The 22,003-nt window shown below is 42.2% G+C and carries 24 protein-coding genes, 9 tRNA genes and 1 pseudogene; 3 read left to right on the top strand and 31 right to left on the bottom strand.

The window, feature by feature from the left end; translation table 11 throughout:
* Nucleotides 1–174 precede the first annotated feature (174 nt).
* A complete protein-coding gene (locus DESYODRAFT_RS16510) occupies nt 175–2,163 on the top strand; it encodes a sigma-54-dependent Fis family transcriptional regulator (RefSeq protein ID WP_042339797.1) in 1,989 nt (662 codons plus the stop codon).
* Between the two features lie 11 nt (nt 2,164–2,174).
* On the opposite strand, the gene DESYODRAFT_RS16515 is transcribed toward DESYODRAFT_RS16510, so the two are convergent.
* The 13 genes and pseudogenes from DESYODRAFT_RS16515 to DESYODRAFT_RS16570 form a co-directional block, all read right to left on the bottom strand.
* Complete coding sequence (locus DESYODRAFT_RS16515) at nt 2,175–2,843, bottom strand: heme exporter protein CcmB (RefSeq protein WP_007784849.1); 669 nt, start codon at nt 2,841–2,843, stop codon at nt 2,175–2,177.
* Nucleotides 2,843–3,532: an ABC transporter ATP-binding protein gene (locus tag DESYODRAFT_RS16520; protein WP_007784850.1), complete on the bottom strand. Its 690-nt coding sequence runs from the start codon at nt 3,530–3,532 to the stop codon at nt 2,843–2,845. Before DESYODRAFT_RS16520 ends, DESYODRAFT_RS16515 begins: the two co-directional genes overlap by 1 nt.
* Before the next feature lie 186 nt (nt 3,533–3,718).
* Nucleotides 3,719–4,429, bottom strand: a complete 711-nt coding sequence (locus tag DESYODRAFT_RS16525) for a 4Fe-4S double cluster binding domain-containing protein (protein WP_007784852.1) — start codon at nt 4,427–4,429, stop codon at nt 3,719–3,721.
* An 18-nt stretch (nt 4,430–4,447) separates the two neighbouring features.
* Entirely contained in the window at nt 4,448–5,125 is a 678-nt protein-coding gene (locus DESYODRAFT_RS16530) for a vitamin B12 dependent-methionine synthase activation domain-containing protein (protein ID WP_007784853.1), read from the bottom strand.
* Between the two features lie 65 nt (nt 5,126–5,190).
* Nucleotides 5,191–5,289, bottom strand: a pseudogene (locus DESYODRAFT_RS29270) (DUF2284 domain-containing protein); the annotation flags it as partial.
* A gap of 122 nt (nt 5,290–5,411) precedes the next feature.
* The gene (locus DESYODRAFT_RS16535) at nt 5,412–6,563 is read right to left on the bottom strand and encodes a uroporphyrinogen decarboxylase family protein (RefSeq protein WP_007784854.1); all 1,152 of its coding nucleotides are present in this window, start codon (nt 6,561–6,563) and stop codon (nt 5,412–5,414) included.
* A gap of 51 nt (nt 6,564–6,614) precedes the next feature.
* Entirely contained in the window at nt 6,615–7,250 is a 636-nt protein-coding gene (locus DESYODRAFT_RS16540; protein WP_007784855.1) for a corrinoid protein, read from the bottom strand.
* Nucleotides 7,251–7,294: 44 nt separating this feature from the next.
* Nucleotides 7,295–8,104, bottom strand: coding sequence for a methyltetrahydrofolate cobalamin methyltransferase (locus DESYODRAFT_RS16545; RefSeq protein WP_007784856.1), 810 nt, complete (start codon nt 8,102–8,104; stop codon nt 7,295–7,297).
* 57 nt (nt 8,105–8,161) lie between these two features.
* Entirely contained in the window at nt 8,162–9,535 is a 1,374-nt protein-coding gene (locus DESYODRAFT_RS16550) for an MFS transporter (RefSeq protein ID WP_007784857.1), read from the bottom strand.
* Between the two features lie 336 nt (nt 9,536–9,871).
* Nucleotides 9,872–11,602, bottom strand: coding sequence for a sigma-54 interaction domain-containing protein (locus tag DESYODRAFT_RS16555; RefSeq protein WP_007784858.1), 1,731 nt, complete (start codon nt 11,600–11,602; stop codon nt 9,872–9,874).
* Nucleotides 11,603–11,668: 66 nt separating this feature from the next.
* Complete coding sequence (locus DESYODRAFT_RS16560; protein ID WP_007784860.1) at nt 11,669–13,105, bottom strand: DUF4830 domain-containing protein; 1,437 nt, start codon at nt 13,103–13,105, stop codon at nt 11,669–11,671.
* Between the two features lie 231 nt (nt 13,106–13,336).
* Nucleotides 13,337–13,651: a type II toxin-antitoxin system RelE/ParE family toxin gene (locus DESYODRAFT_RS16565; protein ID WP_007784862.1), complete on the bottom strand. Its 315-nt coding sequence runs from the start codon at nt 13,649–13,651 to the stop codon at nt 13,337–13,339.
* Nucleotides 13,638–13,910 (bottom strand): type II toxin-antitoxin system prevent-host-death family antitoxin, encoded by a 273-nt coding sequence (locus tag DESYODRAFT_RS16570; RefSeq protein ID WP_007784865.1) that lies wholly within the window; start codon nt 13,908–13,910, stop codon nt 13,638–13,640. The genes DESYODRAFT_RS16565 and DESYODRAFT_RS16570 overlap by 14 nt, the downstream gene beginning before the upstream one ends.
* A gap of 223 nt (nt 13,911–14,133) precedes the next feature.
* Between DESYODRAFT_RS16570 and DESYODRAFT_RS16575 the strand changes: the two genes are divergently transcribed.
* Nucleotides 14,134–14,649: a ferritin-like domain-containing protein gene (locus DESYODRAFT_RS16575; RefSeq protein ID WP_007784866.1), complete on the top strand. Its 516-nt coding sequence runs from the start codon at nt 14,134–14,136 to the stop codon at nt 14,647–14,649.
* Nucleotides 14,650–14,700: 51 nt separating this feature from the next.
* On the opposite strand, the gene DESYODRAFT_RS16580 is transcribed toward DESYODRAFT_RS16575, so the two are convergent.
* The 17 genes from DESYODRAFT_RS16580 to DESYODRAFT_RS16660 all read right to left on the bottom strand — a co-directional run bounded on the left by DESYODRAFT_RS16580 (nt 14,701) and on the right by DESYODRAFT_RS16660 (nt 20,382).
* Nucleotides 14,701–14,982 carry a TfoX/Sxy family protein gene (locus DESYODRAFT_RS16580; RefSeq protein ID WP_007784867.1) on the bottom strand — a complete coding sequence of 94 codons (282 nt, stop codon included), beginning with the start codon at nt 14,980–14,982 and terminating at the stop codon, nt 14,701–14,703.
* A gap of 14 nt (nt 14,983–14,996) precedes the next feature.
* Nucleotides 14,997–15,242: a zinc ribbon domain-containing protein gene (locus DESYODRAFT_RS16585; protein ID WP_007784868.1), complete on the bottom strand. Its 246-nt coding sequence runs from the start codon at nt 15,240–15,242 to the stop codon at nt 14,997–14,999.
* 17 nt (nt 15,243–15,259) lie between these two features.
* A complete protein-coding gene (locus tag DESYODRAFT_RS16590; protein ID WP_007784869.1) occupies nt 15,260–15,844 on the bottom strand; it encodes a TetR/AcrR family transcriptional regulator in 585 nt (194 codons plus the stop codon).
* A 263-nt stretch (nt 15,845–16,107) separates the two neighbouring features.
* Entirely contained in the window at nt 16,108–16,359 is a 252-nt protein-coding gene (locus tag DESYODRAFT_RS16595) for a spore coat protein (RefSeq protein ID WP_007784870.1), read from the bottom strand.
* Nucleotides 16,360–16,374: 15 nt separating this feature from the next.
* A complete protein-coding gene (locus DESYODRAFT_RS16600; RefSeq protein ID WP_007784871.1) occupies nt 16,375–16,560 on the bottom strand; it encodes a hypothetical protein in 186 nt (61 codons plus the stop codon).
* A gap of 256 nt (nt 16,561–16,816) precedes the next feature.
* A tRNA-Ser gene (locus DESYODRAFT_RS16605) sits at nt 16,817–16,905 on the bottom strand.
* A gap of 8 nt (nt 16,906–16,913) precedes the next feature.
* Nucleotides 16,914–16,989, bottom strand: a tRNA-Asp gene (locus DESYODRAFT_RS16610).
* A gap of 123 nt (nt 16,990–17,112) precedes the next feature.
* Nucleotides 17,113–17,394: a hypothetical protein gene (locus DESYODRAFT_RS16615; RefSeq protein WP_157137196.1), complete on the bottom strand. Its 282-nt coding sequence runs from the start codon at nt 17,392–17,394 to the stop codon at nt 17,113–17,115.
* Between the two features lie 420 nt (nt 17,395–17,814).
* Nucleotides 17,815–17,890 (bottom strand) — tRNA-Val (locus tag DESYODRAFT_RS16620).
* Nucleotides 17,891–17,898: 8 nt separating this feature from the next.
* A tRNA-Glu gene (locus DESYODRAFT_RS16625) sits at nt 17,899–17,974 on the bottom strand.
* Between the two features lie 10 nt (nt 17,975–17,984).
* A tRNA-Trp gene (locus DESYODRAFT_RS16630) sits at nt 17,985–18,058 on the bottom strand.
* Between the two features lie 6 nt (nt 18,059–18,064).
* Nucleotides 18,065–18,141: transfer RNA gene (locus tag DESYODRAFT_RS16635), tRNA-Lys, on the bottom strand.
* A gap of 5 nt (nt 18,142–18,146) precedes the next feature.
* Nucleotides 18,147–18,221, bottom strand: a tRNA-Gln gene (locus tag DESYODRAFT_RS16640).
* 18 nt (nt 18,222–18,239) lie between these two features.
* Nucleotides 18,240–18,316: transfer RNA gene (locus DESYODRAFT_RS16645), tRNA-Arg, on the bottom strand.
* Nucleotides 18,317–18,327: 11 nt separating this feature from the next.
* A tRNA-Ala gene (locus DESYODRAFT_RS16650) sits at nt 18,328–18,403 on the bottom strand.
* 316 nt (nt 18,404–18,719) lie between these two features.
* Entirely contained in the window at nt 18,720–19,475 is a 756-nt protein-coding gene (locus DESYODRAFT_RS16655; protein ID WP_007784873.1) for a sporulation protein, read from the bottom strand.
* 49 nt (nt 19,476–19,524) lie between these two features.
* The gene (locus DESYODRAFT_RS16660) at nt 19,525–20,382 is read right to left on the bottom strand and encodes a damage-control phosphatase ARMT1 family protein (protein WP_007784874.1); all 858 of its coding nucleotides are present in this window, start codon (nt 20,380–20,382) and stop codon (nt 19,525–19,527) included.
* Between the two features lie 119 nt (nt 20,383–20,501).
* Here DESYODRAFT_RS16660 and DESYODRAFT_RS16665 point away from each other — a divergent pair, with 119 nt between their 5' ends.
* Nucleotides 20,502–21,089 (top strand): hypothetical protein, encoded by a 588-nt coding sequence (locus DESYODRAFT_RS16665; RefSeq protein WP_007784876.1) that lies wholly within the window; start codon nt 20,502–20,504, stop codon nt 21,087–21,089.
* Here the strand turns inward: DESYODRAFT_RS16665 and DESYODRAFT_RS16670 are convergent.
* Nucleotides 21,081–21,812 carry a YkgJ family cysteine cluster protein gene (locus tag DESYODRAFT_RS16670; RefSeq protein ID WP_007784877.1) on the bottom strand — a complete coding sequence of 244 codons (732 nt, stop codon included), beginning with the start codon at nt 21,810–21,812 and terminating at the stop codon, nt 21,081–21,083. The genes DESYODRAFT_RS16665 and DESYODRAFT_RS16670 overlap by 9 nt on opposite strands.
* Nucleotides 21,813–22,003 lie beyond the last annotated feature (191 nt).

Here is a 22,003-nt window from a genome sequence, read left to right on the forward strand (position 1 = left end):
TCTACTTAAGAAATATGAATCGGTAAAAAGGCTCCCGAGACGGGAGTCTTTTTTATTATGGGGTTTAATTACATTCAAGAAAAATACTTGCTATTAACAAGTGCTTGGCATAAAATTACAGTAATAATCACAATTTTCAGTCTACTTTTAATACTTTATAAAAAGGTGGTTTTTATGAGTTCGCAATTAGCTGTATTTAGCTCTAAAGGACTTTTCAAACACCGAAAACGATTAGAAGAGACACGAAACCGATTTCTATTTAATTCTAAAGACCCTAGTTCAATACGATCCACAGTGTATGACTCTTGGATACGTTGTCTGCAATCGGGCATTGACCCCAGACGAAAACAGACTGATGATCCCCTTAATACTGAAGACACCGCTAATATTATCAGACGTTCGAAACTCTATGATTATTCTATCGCTACACTAAATGATTTATTGATTCAAGCTCAGGAAACAAACTATATTTTAACCTTATGCGACTCCCAAGGCCGGATAATTTTCCTTGGCGGCAACCGTCACGTAAAACAGCAAGCTGAAAGAATTAATTTCGTCTTAGGCTCTTGTTGGAGTGAAGAATCTATTGGAACTAATGCAATAGGTACTTGCCTAAAAACAGGTTACCCTGTCCAGATTTTTGCCGCGGAACATTTCTGCGAAGGAATCCATGACTGGGTTTGTTCGTCTTCACCGGTAAAAGACCCTGTAACAAAGGAAGTTTTAGGGGTAATCGATGTTACAGGTTCTTGGCAAGACGCTCAGGCCCACTCCCTGGGAATGGCGGTTATGGCCTCACAAGTTATTGAATATAAACTTTATGAGCAAACAATAATAGCCCGATCCCAATTAATGGAGAACTATATATCAGCCATCCTGCGTTATCCGCACAATGGTGTTATTGTCCTCGATGCAGCATTTAATCCGATTCAGTCGAACCAATTTGCACGCAGATTTGTCAATCAAATTTCCGGTCAGAATTTGGAACGATTATGGACTGAGGAAGGACTTAATACCTGCCTGCTGCACTATCACAACTCTGAGCCAAAGAACGATGAATACGAAGTATTCATCGAACAGTTTGGAATTCCGGCAGTTATCCAAGAAATCTATCTGAATGCCCAGCGAATAGGTTCCATGCTGATACTCAGCGGATCTAAGCAAAAAACACCCGCTAAATCAGCCCCGGAGAATACTCCCTGGAACAAAATCCTTGGCAAGTCCGGTAGTATTCGTTCTGCGATGACCCAGTGCAATATGGTCGCCGATACAAACGTTCCCGTATTACTGTTCGGAGAAAGCGGATCAGGTAAAGAACTTTTTGCCAGAGCTATCCATCAAATCAGTGACCGACGAAAAGGTCCGTTTGTTGCCATAAATTGCGGAGCTGTTCCGAAAGAATTACTGGCTAGTGAGCTTTTCGGATACGATCCCGGCACTTTCACGGGGGCCTCTAAAACCGGCAGAAAAGGCAAGTTCGAAGAGGCACATCAGGGCACCCTCTTCCTTGACGAGATTGGCGAGATGCCTTTGGGATTTCAAGTTCATCTCTTACGAGTTCTCCAAGAGCGTGAGGTTGTAAGACTTGGAGGTTCCCTCCCCATTCCGGTAGACGTAAAAATTATTGCAGCCACCCATCATAATCTTGAACACCTTGTGAATGAAGGACAATTTCGTGCCGACTGTTTTTACCGGCTTCACGTTGTAAGTATTACCATTCCGCCCCTAAGGGAACGCCGGGAAGATATTCCACTGTTAATTGATCATTTTTTGGACCAATTCGCCCGTAAATATGATAAACCGCTGCCAAAACTTGAGCAGACGGTCAGAGAATTTCTGGTTAAGGTCTATCGATGGCCGGGAAATGTCCGGGAACTCCAAAATTGCCTTGAGCATGCAGTGTTATTTTGTATGAATGGAACCATCTTGAGAGAAGACCTTCCTAAAAGTATCCAAGCTAAGTTTATCAACTCCCCTTGGCTTATGGATAACGTTTATGACCCGGGCCCAAAAAAGCTTTCAATCTGTCATGAAAAAGAGGTACTTCTCAAACTTTTACAGGATTCCGGCGGCAATCTATCAGCAGCAGCCCGTCAATTAGGCGTTGCCCGAACAACTTTATACCGGCATCTGGAAAAGTACGGCGTCGGTAAAACAAGATAAGTTCTTAACGGTCAGCTTTCTATATGATTTGTATCAAAAGCAATAAATGAAATCGCTATAAAAACCAGATCATAGATGCCTAATAAGAGTATTTGCTTCCAAACATCCTGGAGTCCGCCTCCCTTATATAAGTCTACAGTGATACTAAGGCCCAGAAATAACGCTGGCAGGAATAAAGGTAAGGAAGTAACATTGGACAGCAGCTCTCTTCCTTGATTGCCGAGGGAAAATAACGAGACTAAAAGACCTACAGCTACAAACCCCAGAGCTGCTAAGCAAATAGGGACAAGAGTCAGGACGAATGAACCGGGAAGGTTAAAGAAAAGAAGATAGAAAGGAAAGGTTATAAGTTCAACCAATATAATGAGCAGCAAATTATAGATGAATTTTCCAAGAAATATCGCTCTGGGTGAAATAGGACAAATCAGAAAAGCGTCCCAACAGCCGGATTCATCTTCGGTTGCCAGAGATCGGTTAAGAGTCTGGAATAATAAATAGATCAGTATCAACCACATTGTTAAAGCTGCCATTTCGGGCTTGCTTTCCGGGATTTTCGCCGAAACAAGACTGGACAAAAATATTAAACTAAAGGACAAAGAAATTAAGGAAGTAAACAATCTTAATTTCCCTGATTCTATTTGAAAATCTTTATAGGCTATCGCCATTGCTTGTCTAATCATTATCCCACCATCTTCCGGTAAAACTCTTTAAAGGCCGGAATGGTTTCGATCCATTGCCCGTCAAACACGATGGAGCCTTTATTAAAGATGATGATCCTCTGCCCTTCCCGAAGACCCGTATCAAAATCGTGGGTTGCGGTTATGACTGTTTTATCCTTCATGGAGGATATAAAATCGAACAGAAACTCTGATGATTGCAGATCGAGGCCTGAGTAAGGTTCGTCGAGCAATAACAGATGCGGGTCATGGAGCAAAGCTTTTGTGATAAGAAGTCGTTGTTTCATCCCTTTTGACAATTGAGAAATTTTCACATCCAACTTTGTAAGCAAATTAAATTCCGTTAATAACCAGGTCATTGTTTTAGTTAATTCCTGTTTCTGCAAACCATACAGTTTTCCGTAAAATTCGAGGTTTTGTCTGACGCTTAAGGCTTCATAAAAATGTCCCTGCTGGGGTACCAATCCTAAGTTTTTTAAGATCTCGACTCTCTTCGTAAACGCATATCCCCCAATTGTAAGTGAGCCTGATGAAGGAGTAACAAGGCCTGACAAGATTTTAAGAAAGGTTGTCTTTCCCGCTCCGTTAGGCCCAAAGATACTAACCTTCTCACCCATTTCAATTGAAAGATTTAAATCTTTTAGAGAAAAGCCCGTGTCAAACTCTTTACCAACATTCTCCAGACGTATCATGTATCCATCCCCCGCTGCCTTACATGCAGTTCCTATAAACCATTAAGTATCCATTCTAATAATACCATGTACTTTGGAGTATTTACGAATTACTTAAATTATTAAACAAAGGATTATTATCCTGGTTCTTAAAGAATTTGGCTTACTTATTAAGTTAAAATGAACTTAGCGGGCTCCAGAAAACGTTCATTTTGCTTTGGATTCTCTCGGTTTTCCCCAGGGACAGACACTGATACAAACTCCGCAGATGGATTTGCCGATTTCGGGCCGTTTTGCGAAGTTATTTACTTTTTCTAAACAGCGCGAAAAGTGAAGGGCCTCATCCCTCGTTTGGGGATGATCTTCCCAGACTCCCCCTTTAATAGCCGCTGCCGGACAAGCATTCCGGCAGTTTTGACATGTACCGCAGCGATTGGGCATCATGGGATCAGGCTCAAGGGCTGCATTGGTAAGCAGGGTTGCTAAGCGGACTCGCGGGCCATACCCGGGAGTAACAAGCAAAAGGCTTTTCCCCTGCCAGCCGAGTCCTGCCGCCTTAGCCATTGCTTTATGAGATATATGCCCCATCCAATCAACCTTATCGACAATTTGTGACGCAGGAATAGCCAGAGCACGAAAGCCTTCCCGAATAATGTTTCTCTGGAGGCGTAAGGTGATATCATCTAGAAGAATATTCGCGGCCAAATAATGATGAAGGTAGAGAGGGGTTGGTTCATCTTTAATTTGTTCAAAAACATCCGGGGAAAGAGCAACAGCAATAACGATGGCATGAGTATAATGCTCAAGGAGTTCCTTTGGTTCAGTGGGAATCCCGGCAACCCGCTGCAAGTCGGCTATTCCAACCAAATCCGCCCCTAGTTCGATAGCCTTCTGCTTAATTTCTAAGGCACTAATCACAAAATCATCTCCACTCTATCATTGAAACTGTTGACTCATTTCTTCACTATAAGGGGCTCTTCTGTTTGGACAATTATCACGGGGACATAATTGGCAGTTTTCGAAGGTGCTTTCTTTGGGAAAACGAATACCTGAAACCGTCTTAACCGGAAGCAGCAGATAACTATTGGTAAGTTGAACTCCGATTGACTCCTCTACATTCCCTAAAAGCTCAAAAAGTGGTTTTTGTTCCGTGATCGGCCAGTCTGGTAAGGAGCCCGGATTCATATTGGCAGCATGTCCTAAGCCAAATTCCTGTTCCAAAAAGGACACAAACTCCTGCCGGGCAAAATTCAGGACCATCTCCTTGATCATATCCACACAATAGCTTATAAAGAAATCATCAAATTGTTTAGACCAAACCTCCAGCTCCGTCCCGCAGGTAACTATATAAGGAAAGACCATAGAAGCATCTTCTAGATTTACCCTCAGGATATGACTGGTAAATTTGATTCCGTCGATGACTACAAAATCATCTCCCTTTGCTTCAACCAATGATTTTTTAAACATCACTTTGGGTCTGGCGATTAACTCAGCTTCAGCCGCCAGATCTAGTATTTCAGAGAGTTCAGCACTGTTCTCAGCCAAGTGCAGCTTTTCCTGAAGTTTTGCTAAATCCAGTTTACAGCGGATATTGTCCAACACAACGGCATCCATTCCATTCTAGTCCCCTTCCCCCACTTCATTATTACTTACTTTATTATAACTGAGTATTTTCACAATTAAAGATTAAACAATATCAGGGCTACATAAGAAACCGTACTTTCACCATTATTATAAGGGATTCCTGAATCTTTGACCAAGGCCATTACATCAATTCCATTGGCTTCAGGCTATCAAAACAACTAAGCAAACTATTGTATTAAAACCAAGGAAGCCGGCATAGTCTTCCTTGGTTTTAAACAGTTAGTTCGCTTCTAACTTCAGCACTTGTGGAGTTATATCAGTATTTGCAGTTATCCTGGAACGTCTCCCACATAGCGATAAAGTTCTCAATAGGGACGTCATCCTGGATATTGTGAACTGCCGAGAACACGAAGCCCCCATCTTTAGCGAAGGCATCAATGTTTCTCTTGGTTTCTTCTCTAACTTGCTCGGGCGTTCCGTTGGGAAGGGTGGATTGTGTATTGATCCCGCCGCCCCAGAATACAATGTCTTTGCCAAATCTGCTCTTTAACAGCTCAGGGCTCATATCCGCAGCGGCAATCTGTACAGGATTCAGAATATCATACCCTGCTTCAATGATATCCGGTAAGGCCGCTGTGACCGAGCCGCAGCTGTGCAGGGTTATTTTAACATCTCCTTTGGATTTAATATACTCATTCAGTTTCTTGTGAAAAGGAAGGATCATCTCTCTGATAAGTTTTGGAGAAACAAAGGTTCCGCGCTGTGTGCCGAAATCATCAGCTTCACTGGTAACATCGATCAAGCCGCCGTAAACCTCAAAGATATTGTCGTAAAACTCCATCTTCTTTTCGAGATGCTTTTCCATAAACGGAATACAGCGTTCCGGCTCAGCTATTAACATGGCCAGCCAGTTTTCAAAACCCCAGATCAAGGGACCGGTTTGCAGAAAGCCATTACCAAACTGTTCGGAAATGGTGGTGGCAAATCCTGCCGCCCGGTAGTCTTCCAGTTCCTTTCGTCCCGCCTTATCAAATTTGTCCGGTGTAGGCCATACGAATTTTTTGTCGTCTTCCTCATCCTCGGCATCTCCCAAAGCACACCCGGCTAAATCGTAATATAGCCCTTGAAGCTTTGGCATTCTGTAGACAGTTCCCCAATCATTTCGATAGAAATAACTGTTATCGTCTTCCCACTTCTTAGCATAGTAACTTTCACCTTGTTTGATGGGTTTGAGTCTGGCGGCACGCACATCACAGCCTAAGAGATCCATTACCTTGTCGGATGCATAGACAAGCTGGTAAGGTATATGACACATTTCCAAGGTTTCTTCTTTAATGCCAAAGTAATCTAAAAGCTTTACATAAAAATACTTTGTAAATTTACACGAGCATCCGGCTCCCAGATCAAGCGGGATACGATCCGGTTCTTTATGATTCAGTGCACATAAAACTCTTTCGCGACGGTTCATTCTTCTACCTCCTGTTATTGCAATTCATCAATCATCTTAAGCTGCCGCAAGTTAAGCAACGAAGGCTTTGGCAATAGCTGCTGCCGATGCCGCATCAGCAGCAAAAGCATCCGCACCAATCTGATCCGCAAATTCCTGGGTTATAGGTGCACCGCCGACCATTATCTTAACTTGGTCTTTTAAACCGGCTTCAATAATTGCGGCTACCGATTGTTTTAAAGAAGGCATGGTTGTGGTTAATAAAGCTGAAAGACCAACAAGGTTGCAATCCGGATTGGCTTTGATGGCCTCGATGAATTTTTCCGCTGAAACGTCAACACCTAAATCGATGACAGCATATCCGGCACTTTCAACCATCATAGCAACAAGGTTTTTGCCGATATCGTGCAAGTCGCCTTCTACTGTACCAACGATGAATTTACCCAGTACAGCAGTCTGACCGCCGGCTAAATGGGGTTTTAACAGCTCCACCCCTTCTTTCATGGCACGGGCAGCTACGAGCATCTCAGGGACATAAATCTCATTAGCTTTAAATTTTTCACCCACAATGCTCATTGCCTGAATCATCCCTTGATTTAAGATATCGATGGGCTGACACCCTTCCGCCAATGCTTCTTCCACAAGAGTTTTCATCATTTTCTTCTTGCCCGATTCAATTGCTTTTAAGATTTCTTGAATTTTCGACATCTTTAAACCCTCCATTTGTGCTTAAACACTAATTATTTTTTTAATTAAGTTTTTGGCAAAGGCCCAATTAAACCATCTCTAAATGCGGAGATATATTCCAAGCAGTATTCATCCTTCTCCAGGAGTGCTTTTGCTGCGTAGACCATCCCTAATAAATCTCTGTTTGTAGGGTCAATAATTGCGCTGTCCATGCCGGCGTTTAGGGCTAATACCATAAATGCCTGGTTAATTAATTTACGAGCAGGCAGTCCGAAGGAAATATTGCTTAAGCCGCTTGTTACATGGATCGTTGGATATCGTTTTCTTATTTCCCTTGCACATTCTGCGAACGTGGTTAAAGCAGTTTCATTCGTCGATAAAGTCTCTACCAACGGATCAATATGCAAGCGGGACGGATCAATCTTGAATTCTTTTGCCCTCTTCATAATCGTTTCAAAGACTTCTAAGCGTTTTTCTACGGAGTTAGGAATCCCCTTGCCATCACATAGCAGCGCTACGCATTCCCATTCGGTATCAGCGATAACCGGGAATATTACGTCTATTTTTTCACCCTCCAGAGACACAGAGTTGACCAAGCCTGTTTTTTTACAAAAGGGTATTGCCGCCGCACAGGAATGGGGACTGGGACTGTCAATACAGATGGGTATATCAGTAACTTCCTGTACTAAATCGATCAGCCATTTCAGGGTCCGGACTTCGTGTTCTACTTCTACCGAAGCACAAACATCAAGATAATCAGCACCTGCTTCTGCCTGCCTTTTAGCACAATCTCGAATATAATTTTCATCCTTTTCCCGAATAGCTTTAGCCATCGATGGAATAGAGCCGTTTATTTTCTCACCTATAATAATCATTGATTTTTATTTTCCTCCTGCTCATAGGATTTTTGGAGTCTACTTTTATTGGAGAATTTAAGCGGAAATCTCCTCAAGTACTTTTCCTTTGGTTTCTATACCCAAAACTCCCACGACAAGTGCTGCTAACACGAAGCAAGCTGCTCCGAGGGCGAATACACCTGATTGTCCCGTTACCGGCAGAATTATCGCCACAATTGAAGGACCTAAAAGTGATCCTAACCTGCCCACTGCAGAGGCGAAACCAGAGCCGGTCGCCCGCGACCTGGTAGGATAAAGTTCCGGAGTATAAGCATATATGGATGACCACATCCCAAAGAGGAAGAACTGCATACATAGGCCGTAAAGAATCAGTGTGGTAAGAGATGTGGCTGTCCCATAGAAGTAAGCCGAAATTGCACAGCCCAGCAGCACCGTAATAATTGTTACTTTACGTCCTTTTGCTTCGATAAAATAAGCAGCCGTGAAGAATCCCGGAACTCCGGCAAGTGAAATAACGATTGTATAGAAGACGGATTTAGTAACCGAATAACCTGCTTCCTGCAAGAAAGCCCCCAGCCAAGTCGTTATCCCATAGTATCCCAGTAAGGCAAAGAACCACAAAGACCAGACCATAATCGTTCGTTTAACATATCCCGGTGCCCAGAGTTCGAAGAACGAAAACTTCTTTGACCGCGGGGCAGCTACGGAATCCTTAATGTTTTGAACAGGCGGCAGCTCCTGTCCATAGCTTTTTCTTACTTCTTCTTCAAAGACCAACATAACCTTATTAGCCTCTTCGTGTTGGCCGCTGGCATCTAACCAGCGGGGGGATTCTGGCACAATACGTCTAATAACAAGTACAAAAATAGCTGGAATACCTTCACATAGAAATACCATGCGCCAACCACCGATCGGCAGGATAAAATAAGCTAACAGTCCGGCAGCGATGAAACCAATAGGCCAGAAGCCTTCCAGTAAAGCAATATACCGCCCGCGATTCTTAGCGGGGATAAACTCGGATACCAGAGATTGTCCGATGGGAAACTCCATGCCCATTCCAAATCCTAATAGAATTCTGGCGATAGCTAAGGTTTCAACATTTGGAGAGAATGCACATAGGAAGCTGGCAGAACCCCACAGGATCATACTGGTCTGGAAAACGATCTTACGCCCAAATTTGTCAGCGAGCATTCCCGCGATAGCTGCGCCCAGAAACATTCCCAGGAAACTTGCACTTGAGAGCAGGCCTGCCTGAACTGTCGTCAGCTGAAAATCTGCTTTAATGGATCCCAGGACAAAGGTTAGCATACCTAGGTCCATCGAATCGAAAAACCAAGCAGTTGCAATGATATAAAAGATCTTTTTTTGGTAACCAGTAAGCGGCAATCGTTCCAACCTTTGAGGTATAGCGAAATTTTTACCGTAAATAGTTTCTGCTGGTTGTGCCATCTAGTAATGCCTCCATTCCATTCAATTTCTATAGATTCTCCGTTCTTATCCATTTCTAACGATTTGGTCTGAGTTCAATCTAATTATCTCGTCATATTTATTACATATCTCCTTTCATTCGCGTTTTTTCCGGCAATTTAAACCTTTGCAAATAGTGTGCCAATATGAAAAATCAGAGTATTCAGCACTTGCAGAATACTCTGATCAGAAAAGTAATCACTCACTATATCCTTAAACAACCCTAAAATCAACGTTTACCACATTTTATAAGCCTTTAGAGGTGATCAATATACTGTTCACTCAGATTCAATACTTGATCATTCAGAGGTTCGTTCATCACTCTTTAAAGCTTTTCGCCTCAATTTTATATTTCCTCATTTTGTTAACCATACTTGATTGACTAATCTTAAGCATTGCCGCCGCTTTTCGTGTACTCCCGGTTTTTCGGTATGCCTCGGCAATCACCCGGCATTCCTCACCTTCTAAGTAGGCTTCTAAGGAGGTAATATCCCCGGTCGTTGGCTTTAATGACCGGAGGGAAGTCTCCGCTAATGCATTAATCCCTATGCAATCCTCGCGTTGGGTAACCACTAAGCGTTCAATGGTGTTCTCCAGTTCACGGATATTTCCCGGCCAGTCATGCTCCAAAAAAACATCCATTACATCCGGGTGAATCCATTTCTGAAATCCATACTTTAGATTAAATCTCCCCAAGAACTCCGCGACAAGAGAAAGAATATCTGCTTTGCGGTCCCTTAAAGGCGGAATATGAATGGGGACTACATTCAGCCGATAATATAAGTCCTCACGAAACTCCTTTTTTCTGACCATATCTTCCAATTGCCTGTTTGTGGCGGCAACAATTCTGACATCGAGCAAAATGGGTTTTTTGCCGCCTATTCTGGTAATTTCTTTGTCCTGAATGGCACGTAAAACCTTGACCTGTAAATCAAGGGAAAGTTCTCCGACTTCATCAAGGAATATGGTTCCGCCTTGAGCCAACTCAAACAGACCTGCTTTCCCCTCTTTTAGAGCCCCGGTAAAGGCTCCTGATTCATAGCCAAAAAACTCGGATTCAAGCAAATTGGATGGAATTGCACCACAATTAATTTTCATAAAGGGCTGCTTGGCCCGTTTACTTGCCCGATGAATTAATTGAGCGATAAGTTCTTTACCTACCCCTGTCTCCCCAAGAATCAAAACATTCGAGTCCACATTGGCCACATAATAAGCCATATCTAACTTCTTTTGCATCACTGGATCTTTGGTGATGATTTTCTGAAAGGATTGCCGGGAACGCAATTGCTCCAGTTCATACAAGTATTTGTCCCTTATCTGTTCACTTTCTGCTAATTTCCCTTTTAATTCGTTTAATTGAGAAACATCGCGAACGGCAGTTACTACATGAGAAATGTTCCCATTCTCGTCAAAAACCGGATTCCCGCTCATCAAAAGATCCTTACCGTTTCTGATATCCATTACATTGACCTTTGACCGCCGTTCCAAGACCATTTCCGTAACCGATTTATTCATATAGCCTTGCTTTAATAAATCACGTACATGTTTGCCTACAAATTCCTTCACAGTTATCCCTGTCATTTGCTGGTAAGCACCGTTAGCCCGAACAATAATGCCTTGAGCATTCGCGACAACAATTCCGTCATCTAAAGACTCGATCACATCGTCTAAGCTTTTATTGATGGCTTTAAACGTGTCCAATTTGTGAGATAAATCCTCAAGTTCGGCAATATCCTGAAAGATTGCCACCGCTCCAATGATCTCTTTCCCCCGCCGAATCGGGCTCCGATTAGAAACAATCTCCATGCCATTAATTTCTATGCGCTGATTAAGTTCCTTCGTGCCGGTCTCCATAACCTGGACCAATCTTGTATTGGATATTACCTGCTCGATCTGTGCTCCAATGACCTGGGCCTGAGGAATATTAAGAACTGTCGCTGCAGCTTTGTTAAAGACAATGACATCTTTGTTTCGATTGATTACAACTACACCATTATGCAGAGATTCAAAAATCTCCTGCCAGTGCCAATCATCTGTTTCGAGATTCACTATCCTCACCTCTCTGAAAAGCTAAGATAAACCAACGCGTCGACGTCAGATTGATATTGTTTGCTGCTATCCCTGCCCAAACCCCACTATTTTCCAGCCGGTTTGCGGAGTTTCATAAACCATGGAGCAGCCCCAGAACTGTACACCGCTGCTGATTATGTTTTCATTAACGTATGCCAGGTTTACAGTTACCCTGTATGTTTTATGGTTTTCGTCAGTCTCAGCATTTTTTAATAAATCTGTTTTTAAAAGTGCAGCGGACTTCAAATTACTGAATGGATCTTTTGATTCATGGATGTCCGCACAAGTGAGCGGCAAACTGATCATTTCATTATACAGCCTATGGTTGAGCATATTTGTTGTTAAGTTTTCCAACATAGTCTGCTTCGAAATGCAAGCCTCTGCACGTTTACTATCTTTTTTACCAAGGGCTTGGAAATATTCTTCAATAACTTGCTCCGGAGATAGCTTAGCCAGCCTTTGCTCACCGGCGCCGGCTGTGATTTTGCCTTCAAGCCATTCGTTAAATAAAACGCCGGCTATTTGTTCAAAACCATTGCTCTTTAAGCTGCAGGCAGAAAACACGCTATGCCGGCCGGCACTGATAAATGCTCCTATGATACCGCTCTGATTCTTGACGACAATCCCTCTGGTATTTTTGTTTGGATTAGATACCGGCGGCATTCCCTCACGGATTCTATAGATTTCCACATCAACATTTGAACCTGCATATTTGCTGATATCCAGTCCAATGTCCTTTGAAAGTTCATTATTATAAGCGAAATAATATGAGTTGGAGTTAAAGCCTGAAAAGCTTTCTATATCATTCAGTTTAAGTTTCATACTATTTATTTTATAGTCAAGAGTCCAGCCATACTCTTTAAAGAGGGCAACTGCATTGTTATCCATATCGGCACTTATATTGGGGTTTTCCAATAGTGAGTCTGCATAACGGGCATAGTCGGTTCCAATGTCATGCAGTCCGCCGTCTTTTTCCAAATATGCTTTATCATATAGGGTATTATAAAGAAGTTGGCAAGCGTAACCGCCGCTTTCCGAAGATAATTCAATAATATATTTTTGTATTATACCATTGTTTGATAAATCAGGCGTTTCCCCTTCATGGCTTTTAGCGGATTTAAGCATAGAATCAATATCCGCGACAAATTTAGGCTCGCTAGTTTCAAACTCATTTGCATGTTTAAAGCCCATCATCTCAGAGATATATTTGACCTTCACTTTATTATAATCTGTCTTAAAGCCGTCTAAACGTTCAGGATCTTCTCCATCTTTTTCATAGGATTCATACCATACTCTGTCCGAATCAATTTTATCTTGATGATCTGCGCTTACACCATTTGTCAAATATATATCTCCCACCAACACAGCAAGCGCAATTGCTGCTGCACTTAACCCAACGGCAGGTTTTTTAAAACTGAGGATGGATTTAATCCTTGATGCTTTAATCTTATCGACCACAGATATGAAACTATCTTTCAGCATGGCTTAGTCCCTCCATTATTGTTTACCACAAAACGAATTAGGTTTATCTAAACAAACCTAACCTTTAGGCTATTCTAATAAGCCTAATTCGTCAAGAAATTCTGAAAAACTATTTTTAATAACAAACCTCAATTCCAAGCCCTTTCTTGAAAAACAAGTTTGTCAAAAAAGGGCTTGGAATTGAGGTCAAAAAGATACCACTGCTTCGGTAAACAAAAATAAGTGCAGCCGTCAAAGGATATGACGCCAGTCGCGTCTTGCGTAAAGGATTCTCTCAACATCAACGACCTTTGACGTTTCATCTATCGTGAAAAAGACAATATAGTTCTTTACGAGCAGCTTTCGATATCCCATTATTGTCAGCCGTTCATCAGTCACAGGCGGGCATTTTTGCGGCGTAACCGCTAAGCCCGCAATAGCCTCCTCAACGCTGTCCATCATCTTCAACGCAGTCATCGGTGCTGACAGTTGCGCAGAGATATATCGGACAATGTCACGAAGGTCGTTTTCGGCAGGTTCCGATACATCAACCTTATATTTTGCCATCAATTATCTCCTGCCTGATGTCTCTCATTACCTCTTCAAGCGGACGTTTTCTTCCCTCTTTTACTGCCGTCCTGCCCTCATCAAGCAAATGGTAAAGTTCGAGTTTGCCCCTAAGCATCTCGTAGGTCTCAATACTCATCACAGCCAAATCTCCCCGCCCATTTTTAGTAATAAAAACGGGTTCTCTGCTTTCATGGCAAAACGTCGAGATCTCATTGTAGCTGTTTCTTAAGTCCGTGCTGGATTTAATGTTCGGCATAAAACCGCCTCCTTACTCAATCTAAAGATATTATACAAGAATTTCTTTAGACCATCAAGGCGCGCCACGCAGGGCGCATTAATTTTCAGTATCCGGCAGCCTTATGCCATGGATCGCCAGTATGAGTGAAGTCGCACCGTCTGACAGGGTTGGTGGTGCTGTGCTAATATCCTGTCTGCACGAATAAGCTATACCGTACAGATATGCGGAAAGAGGAATGCCCATGAGCGATCATCAAACCAACGCGTGCAACTACAAGGTGTATGCGCCATACCCACCGGTGCGAGTGGTCGGCCCAAATCCGGTTTATGCCTGTGAGATGCTCAGCAACATGGCCGATGTTGTTTCCGAGATGAACGACGTCACCCGGTATTTCTACATCGCCGTCGTGACGAAGCCGCAATATAGCTGGATTTCAAGATGCTTCCACCATATTAGCATCGTTGAAATGCACCATCTCAATATATTTGCCGAGCTTGCACTGCTGCTTGGGGCGGACCCGCGGCTTTGGAGTTGCCGGGAATACACGCACTGGTGGTCGCCCTCGTTTATCGGTTATCCACGCGAGTTACGCGCGTTGATAGCTGAATCAATCAAAGCAGAGGAAGCAGCCATCCGCAAGTATTCCGGACAGGCGAATACTATCTGCGATCCGAACATCGTGGCGATCTTAAAACGCATTATACTAGACGAGGAACGCCACCTCCGGATTTTCAGCGAGATGTATCGGCAGGTATAATCCAAGCCTTATGGACTTCGGGTGCTTCTTTTGAACAAGATTCCAAATGCGTTACTGACATTCATAAATATCCTTCCCGTATAGTGTTTTGTAGAATTTCCTTAACCTTTGTTTGGTACTATCTTCTAATAATTTGTCCGGCACTCCCTCTATTGCGCCTTGTATGCCATAGAGCATATGTAGACATGCGCCCTGGTCAACATATGCGCGAATGCGAATAAAGGCTTCTTCTGCTCCCATATCTCGAAGTTGCTCTGGAGTTTTTATGCCCACTTGCAATAAATTGCTTTCTAACACTTTACCAACATTGGGCAAATGAGATAATGCACTCATAGAACCAACTCCTTTCATGTGAAGTATTCAGCCCAAACGGGCAGTTTTTTCATCATGGCTTCTGCCATTTTCAAGGCCGCATTTTTATCAAACCCTTGTGTTTTTACGATAAAGTTTGTCAGCGAACTTCTCTTTTCCTCAAAAGACTGCATTGACCCATCCGGTCGGGAACAATGAACACAATAATCTTTTGAGCTGTCGTTCATTGCAAATTCAGTTATGTCATTCATAGGCATACCGCAAGCAATACAAGTTTTCATTTTCATTCTCCCTAATATTATTTTGAAATGAGTGTAACAAAAGTGTTTATCAATTCATCCCGACAGCAATCCAGAACCGATGCACCGGGGGCAAACAAGTCAGCATTTTGCAAATAATAATGTAATAAAGCAATCCAAGTATTGAACAACATATGCAAGGGGATTTTCTTAATAAGCCCCGCTTTCTGTGATTGTTCGATCACAACGCTAAAATGCCATGACATTGTTGATTGCAGAGAAATAAGGATTTCCCTTGTTTCGTTTGGTAAAGATGCAATTTCCAAAATCATTTTCCGGTAGAATGCTTCATGTTTTTGCAAAATACTGATATGAGCATAAAGCAATTCGGAAATATCTTCACTCGTTGTAGAAAGGCCATGCAGCTTATCCCCGACTTCTTTTGCAAACCGTTCCAAGACATGAAGCTGTAAAACTTCTTTTGTGGGAAAGTGAACAAAGATTGCTCCATGAGATACCCCGGCTTCTTGTGCAATTATATTTGTAGGAGTAGAAAATCCATTTACTGCATATATACGGAATGCCGTATCCATAATCCGCTGTCGCGTAAGCTCTTTTTGCTCTTGACGTTTTGTTTGCGACACTTTAATGACCTCCAACTCAATGAGTACAAACTCATTATCATTCTTTATACAGGATTTGTCAAGTAATAAACTCGTATTGAAGCATATTGAAAACAAAAAACAAGCGTATCGTCCACTGAGAACAATACGCTTGTTTTAGGCATTTCACTTGACAGTTGCCCATTAACAGTTTAAGTTTTTATACTGTCTTATGCAGGACTGCCATATAGCCGAGCTTTTTTAAGTTTGAATTCCAGTTGAATCCGTTTGAAGCTTTTTATTGATTAGTGGCCGGTAAGCTGGGATTTAGTCTGCTGCACTTCCTCGTCCTTAGCCATGAGAGCGGGCTTATAATACCCTTTAGCCTGTGCCATCTGGAACAGCTTATACTGCGATGCTTCATCGTTATTACGGATCTGTTGAATGGCGGAACGCAGTGTTGGGTTCGCACACTCGGTGATGGTGTTGGCGTAGCATGTCAGATTGCTCTTTACAGAGGAAAGTACATCGTTGACCATTATTTTTTCTTGTATCATTACTTATTTCCTCCTTTAGTTCAAAAAGCCTAACAACTGTTGTTTGGTATTCATCGCAGCTTGTGCACCATCCTGAAAAAACTGCTTAAGTTCAGGATCGGTCGCTTGCTCGGCATAAGCCTGCAATTTTTGGTTGGCGGTTTCATGAGCGCCAATCAAATGACGCAGGTTCTGCAGTTCAATTTGGTTCAGTTGTGACATAAAAAAAACTCCTTTCAATATATTCCATATTTAGTATTTCAGAATGCGAACAGAATATGCATAGCTAACAAAATTGACCTTTGGACATAGGTCGGCGCTAGTTCAATCGTTTGTGCCGGCCTTCCTAACGAACGATATTTTAAGAAACAAAAAACATGATAGTAAAATAACCATCATGTCACCAGCATATTTTTATTGATTAAAAAAATCTACACTTTTTCTTATCTGTTTCAAGAAGAAGACGTAGCTTTTGACTTGGCGGAGGGGGTGGGATTCGAACCCACGGCCCCTTGCGGAGTCACTGGTTTTCAAGACCAGCTCCTTAAACCACTCGGACACCCCTCCAAGTATGATGGCGACCCCGATCGGACTTGAACCGACGATCTCCTGCGTGACAGGCAGGCATGTTGACCACTACACCACGGGGCCGAATTTGTCCTTACTTTTCTCGCGTGAGACTTATATTAGCACGAAGACTATTTTTTTGCAACTGTAAAATTCATTTTTCTTTGTGTATCATTCTATCAAGTGTAATCTTAGATCCTTACTGTTTCATGCAATAACACTCTTTATCAGCTCATTCTCTCTCTTGATAAACTCTTTCTGCTCGTCAAATTGACGTTCACTCTGCTCTCTATGGGCTGATAAACCTTCAGCTACGGCCTTTACATTATTGTCTACTTTCTCCATCAGAACTCCCAGTTCATCCACCTTTGAATCTAAGGAACTAACTCTCTCTTCAGTTCTTTGCTGACTAGTCCTAACTTCTTGGATCTCTTGAGACAATTTATCAAATTGCTCTAACAACAATTCTTGAAACTTCTCGTTTTCCATAAGTAATCTCCTCTCTGTTGCCATTAACTGCAACTCCTCATCATATTATACTCCATGATTCAGACATATTAATATAATGTTGGGGATTGCACTCCCCGATTGGCATTTCAAAATTAATACCGGCCTTTTCAGCAATGTGTTTGATTGCTCTTTCACCCTTTATAAAACCCTTTCTGCAAAGTTAGACGTTCAATGCTGATTCTTCATAAAATAAACGCAAAAAATACCTTTAACGTTTTAACTAAAAACATACAGTCAAGGGTTGCGAAACGAATTGTAAAATTTTGTTCGCTATTTGACGGTATACTTTTTAGCCAATTGACTGTCCTGACTACAATATTTTTTACGTTAAATCAGGCTGTCAAATTCGTTAAAGGTATTCGCAAAAAAATGGCTTAGTAATGCGGTTTTTAAAGCGTTTGGTGGGCGATGACAGGATCGAACTGCCGACATCCTGCTTGTAAGGCAGGCGCTCTACCATCTGAGCTAATCGCCCATAAAAGTTGGTGACCCGTACGGGATTCGAACCCGTGTAACCGCCGTGAAAGGGCGGTGTCTTAGACCGCTTGACCAACGGGCCGGATAAAAATTGGCAGGGGATGAGAGAGTCGAACTCCCACCGACGGTTTTGGAGACCGCTGTTCTACCATTAAACTAATCCCCTATGGTTTGGTGGGCCATCCGCGACTCGAACGCGGGACACCCTGATTAAAAGTCAGGTGCTCTAGCCGACTGAGCTAATGGCCCTTAAATGGCTGGGGTGGGAGGATTCGAACCTCCGAATGCCAGAGTCAAAGTCTGGTGCCTTACCGCTTGGCGACACCCCAATAATATAGCAGCCTAAATGGTGCGCTCGGAGAGATTCGAACTCCCGGCCTTCTGATTCGTAGTCAGACGCTCTATCCAGCTGAGCTACGAGCGCAAAATATATTATGGTGGAGGTAAGCGGGATCGAACCGCTGACCCCCTGCTTGCAAGGCAGGTGCTCTCCCAGCTGAGCTATACCCCCACAATACTTGCTTAACTGTGTACTCTGATTCCAACTTCAGGTGTTAGACTAGTTGTTGGACCGGATTGTATAATAGCATTTTCAAATTACATTGTCAACAACTAATTTAAATGCTGTGTTGCTGCCTCGAATGTGTCGTTTCGGAGCTACGGTTAGTTTTATCCAGACCTTTATTTTTTAATCCCCAAGTTCGGCCCGACCAATTTCTTCGAAGATCCAGGTTTGCCCCGTTTTGCGCTTAAATCATTGACAAATCAGTAAAGGGATTTAAAATTATGAAAGAGAACTTTCCGTTCGGATTAATCATTCAAGCTGCTTAAATCTTTGAATATTCCTGCTGAATAATTCTTGCCAAAATATCAGCAGTTTGTTCAGGGTTTACTAACTGGTTTTTCGCAAGGTAAAAACTGACATGCCTTTCGTCAAGGTCCAAATCGTCGATAGCACTGGCGAAAAATCCTCTGACTTTTTTATCAATCTGAAGCATAATATTTATCCCATCTTCTTGGGCTTCAAAGTAAACTTCAAGCTCATCAAGTTTCCCTTTAAGCAGCTTAGTCGGAACATATTCGAACTCCTGGAACCTCCCATTGAAGGAACCTGATCCGGCTTTAGACCTGAAACCGAGTAAACTTATGGCATCAAATAAGCATTGGACAAAGTGATTGGGGCGTATGGTAATCCCATCAATATCCTTTGCATCAACTGCATTGGGTATATCCAGGTTTGTCCTAAACTGGTATCTGGTATACGGCGTTGATACCGGAATATTATAGGGCAGTTCAAACCGAATTGGGATGCTGATTTCAGGCGAATTTGCTTTAACCATCAATTGGCTTGCAACAATCCCGCTGGCTATTTCCTGATGTACATGTCTTGTTTGGTCGCCCGCTTTATACTTTGAGAATACCTCTAAGGCAATTGTTATCTCTGTTATAACCTGATCAATCGATCCGCCGCTAATATAGACGTTTCCGCTTACTACACCGCCAAGTTCTACAACATCATTATCAATGACAAAATTCACGTTTGCGCCATCAATACCTAAGCCAGCCATGATTTTTTTAAACACTCACACTACCTCCAAACTGTATTTCAGTATCCACCCTGAAATATTGCACTTAACTGCAGCAAAAGACCATTTCACCAAGTTGAACTCCTAAGTTTTTCGCAACAATCTCACACTTTGCTCTCAGTAAAAAATACAGCCGTCTATCCTCTTTGCCAAGCCCTTCTAAGGATTCATAATTAGCCTGCCCTTTACTGATCACTAGATCAGCCTTTTTATAAGCTTGTTTGAATTCTTCCGAACAATCTTTGAGGATGGTTCCTAAAAAACCGCTGCCATTAGAAATTACACGGACTTGCTCAGTCATACCTACATAAGCAGCATCTTCCATCGTGGCATCATTTAAAATCGGCCGGTCCTTAACCGCATAGGTCACCTTGATCCCGGATTCTAACAGCTGTTCAGCTAATAGTCTATCGAAAGCAATTTCCCCGCTGTTATCACCCAGAATTAATATCTCCCGAGCGCCTTTTAGTTTTTGCTCGAAAGATGCGTAATCATCCCGGGCAAAATCCTTCACCATGGCCTCCTCTATAGTCCCCTCAACATCAAACTCCTTCAGGATACCCATATCGATGATATTACCTGCGACCGCAATTTTGAGGGTGATAAACAGCGGATCCGTACTTTGCCGTATCCGCTCTTTTAACTGGGGCAGAAGTTTAAGGGCTAAGTCATTGGATTCCTTCTTGGCCTTATGAAAAGGGTCCTTAATGCCCAAAAGCTCATTGACCTTTCTAAGAATAATCGTCGAATTCTCTGCCGGAGTACCTTGCGGATCCAAATGAGGAAATAGGGACAGGGTCTGATGGATGATTTCCCTCGCTTTATCCTCAGTAATTTCAGTTTGTGCTAACGTATTAATCGATTGCTTTATATAGCAAGGAATACAATCCAGGACAACGTTCACAATTGGAGCCTCCTCATCAGTTAGTCTTCAACTTTATTTATCTCCAATTTCCTGCAAACCCATTATGCCCAAGACGTAATTGCTATTGAATAACTTACATTTCCAGGGAGGATTATCGAATGTTAGCAGAGTTCAGAATTATTAATGACCCCCTGCGTCCTAGTATTTCTACGAATCTTTGTGCGGTTTGCTGCCGCAATAAGGAGAAGGACAGCAAACAAATCGGCTGCTGTTCTTATGAACCGGAATTTTGTCTCTTCGATTTAGTTTATTTATATCTTCATTATCCTGATATTTACCATTCAGTGTTGGAAAAAGGTCAGATAATCGAGGGCTATAACGGAATCATGGTGGAAACAAAGGTCGGCTTAAACCATTGTCCCTTCGCAACGAATAGGGGTTGTATCTTACCAAAGGATGCTATGACTCCTCTTTGCCGGTTATATATCTGCCGGGAAGCGGCCATTTTTGGACCTGCAATCATTGAAGAAAGGTTTGATGAATACTTTTCGAGTGAAGAATATCGCTTAAATAAGTATCTGAACAGCAAACTGGTCCATGATCAGAGCTTTACTAGTGCAAAACTACACAACTTTATAGTAGAATTCTCTCAACCTATAAATAGCATAATTGCAAAAATCGATAGAATCAACCCACCGATAGAAACGTTCCATAAGGAAATAACTATTGAGACATTCTCAATTTAATTCACCAGGCAGCAGGGCTTTTAGCCGATCCGATCCTAAAGATAGGAGCTTAAAACCAAATTTCATCAGCTGAACATCATCTTGCTTAATCCGCTCAAACCCCTCTTCTTTTATATTCATTTGTTCAATTAAGGAAGGATTGTTCATTAAAAAATTCCTGAATTGGTCCAGATCGTAGCAGGCCATAAAGGAAAGTTCAGTCATCCTTTCGTCCGTTTCCTTGTCACCCGTAGGTTTTAAGTAGTTAGCTATCTCTGGAAAACCCTGTTCCATTTCTTCGTAAATCTCTAAACCTTGATCACAAACCCATTCCTTGATAGTTTGTGACTTTTCCTCATTTAGCCCATGGCAGCGGGAGCTTTCAAAAATAAAAGAATACTTTCCCCCGCCCAGCATGTCCACTGGCGCAATCCGGCAGGACCAGGGCCGCTCAAGGTAAACCTGACATCCCTTGGGCGTAATGAACGGACATTTAAGGTCATCCTCCTCGGACATCTTAATATACACAACGGTGAAGCCTGTTTGAGGCACGTGTAATTTTAAAGTGTATTTTTCCAGAAATTCTCCTGAAGAAAGGCCCAGGAAATTTTTCATCCTTAGGACATCATAAGGCGTTAAATATATACTGATATCCCGGCAACATTTTTTAAAGCATTCCAGTCCATCATGGCAATGAAATTTAAACTCACTGTCTTCCTTCAGAACTAAACGTCTGTGATTCATAAAATTTCCCCCTTTTAAATCCCTTCTCATTATAAATTATCTTGCGGGGTTAAGATAGTTTAACCATAATTATTCGAAGATTGCAATAACCAATAAGGCCGCTCATTCTACAATTATAGGGATGGCATTTTTTCAGACGTTGAGGTTTTTTGTTTTACCGGTTAGTCGAATAAAATAAAGGTAAATGCAGT

Source organism: Desulfosporosinus youngiae DSM 17734, assembly GCF_000244895.1.
GTDB lineage: Bacteria > Bacillota > Desulfitobacteriia > Desulfitobacteriales > Desulfitobacteriaceae > Desulfosporosinus > Desulfosporosinus youngiae.

Bases quoted from the DNA above. Each gene is read 5' to 3' on its own strand.
- DESYODRAFT_RS16510 (WP_042339797.1), top strand. From the start codon at position 175: ATGAGTTCGCAATTAGCTGTATTTAGCTCTAAAGGACTTTTCAAACAC.
- DESYODRAFT_RS16515 (WP_007784849.1), bottom strand. From the start codon at position 2,843: ATGATTAGACAAGCAATGGCGATAGCCTATAAAGATTTTCAAATAGAA.
- DESYODRAFT_RS16520 (WP_007784850.1), bottom strand. From the start codon at position 3,532: ATGATACGTCTGGAGAATGTTGGTAAAGAGTTTGACACGGGCTTTTCT.
- DESYODRAFT_RS16530 (WP_007784853.1), bottom strand. From the start codon at position 5,125: ATGGATGCCGTTGTGTTGGACAATATCCGCTGTAAACTGGATTTAGCA.
- DESYODRAFT_RS16535 (WP_007784854.1), bottom strand. From the start codon at position 6,563: ATGAACCGTCGCGAAAGAGTTTTATGTGCACTGAATCATAAAGAACCG.
- DESYODRAFT_RS16540 (WP_007784855.1), bottom strand. From the start codon at position 7,250: ATGTCGAAAATTCAAGAAATCTTAAAAGCAATTGAATCGGGCAAGAAG.
- DESYODRAFT_RS16545 (WP_007784856.1), bottom strand. From the start codon at position 8,104: ATGATTATTATAGGTGAGAAAATAAACGGCTCTATTCCATCGATGGCT.
- DESYODRAFT_RS16550 (WP_007784857.1), bottom strand. From the start codon at position 9,535: ATGGCACAACCAGCAGAAACTATTTACGGTAAAAATTTCGCTATACCT.
- DESYODRAFT_RS16560 (WP_007784860.1), bottom strand. From the start codon at position 13,105: ATGCTGAAAGATAGTTTCATATCTGTGGTCGATAAGATTAAAGCATCA.
- DESYODRAFT_RS16565 (WP_007784862.1), bottom strand. From the start codon at position 13,651: ATGGCAAAATATAAGGTTGATGTATCGGAACCTGCCGAAAACGACCTT.
- DESYODRAFT_RS16570 (WP_007784865.1), bottom strand. From the start codon at position 13,910: ATGCCGAACATTAAATCCAGCACGGACTTAAGAAACAGCTACAATGAG.
- DESYODRAFT_RS16575 (WP_007784866.1), top strand. From the start codon at position 14,134: ATGAGCGATCATCAAACCAACGCGTGCAACTACAAGGTGTATGCGCCA.
- DESYODRAFT_RS16580 (WP_007784867.1), bottom strand. From the start codon at position 14,982: ATGAGTGCATTATCTCATTTGCCCAATGTTGGTAAAGTGTTAGAAAGC.
- DESYODRAFT_RS16585 (WP_007784868.1), bottom strand. From the start codon at position 15,242: ATGAAAACTTGTATTGCTTGCGGTATGCCTATGAATGACATAACTGAA.
- DESYODRAFT_RS16595 (WP_007784870.1), bottom strand. From the start codon at position 16,359: ATGATACAAGAAAAAATAATGGTCAACGATGTACTTTCCTCTGTAAAG.
- DESYODRAFT_RS16600 (WP_007784871.1), bottom strand. From the start codon at position 16,560: ATGTCACAACTGAACCAAATTGAACTGCAGAACCTGCGTCATTTGATT.
- DESYODRAFT_RS16615 (WP_157137196.1), bottom strand. From the start codon at position 17,394: ATGGAAAACGAGAAGTTTCAAGAATTGTTGTTAGAGCAATTTGATAAA.
- DESYODRAFT_RS16665 (WP_007784876.1), top strand. From the start codon at position 20,502: ATGTTAGCAGAGTTCAGAATTATTAATGACCCCCTGCGTCCTAGTATT.
- DESYODRAFT_RS16670 (WP_007784877.1), bottom strand. From the start codon at position 21,812: ATGAATCACAGACGTTTAGTTCTGAAGGAAGACAGTGAGTTTAAATTT.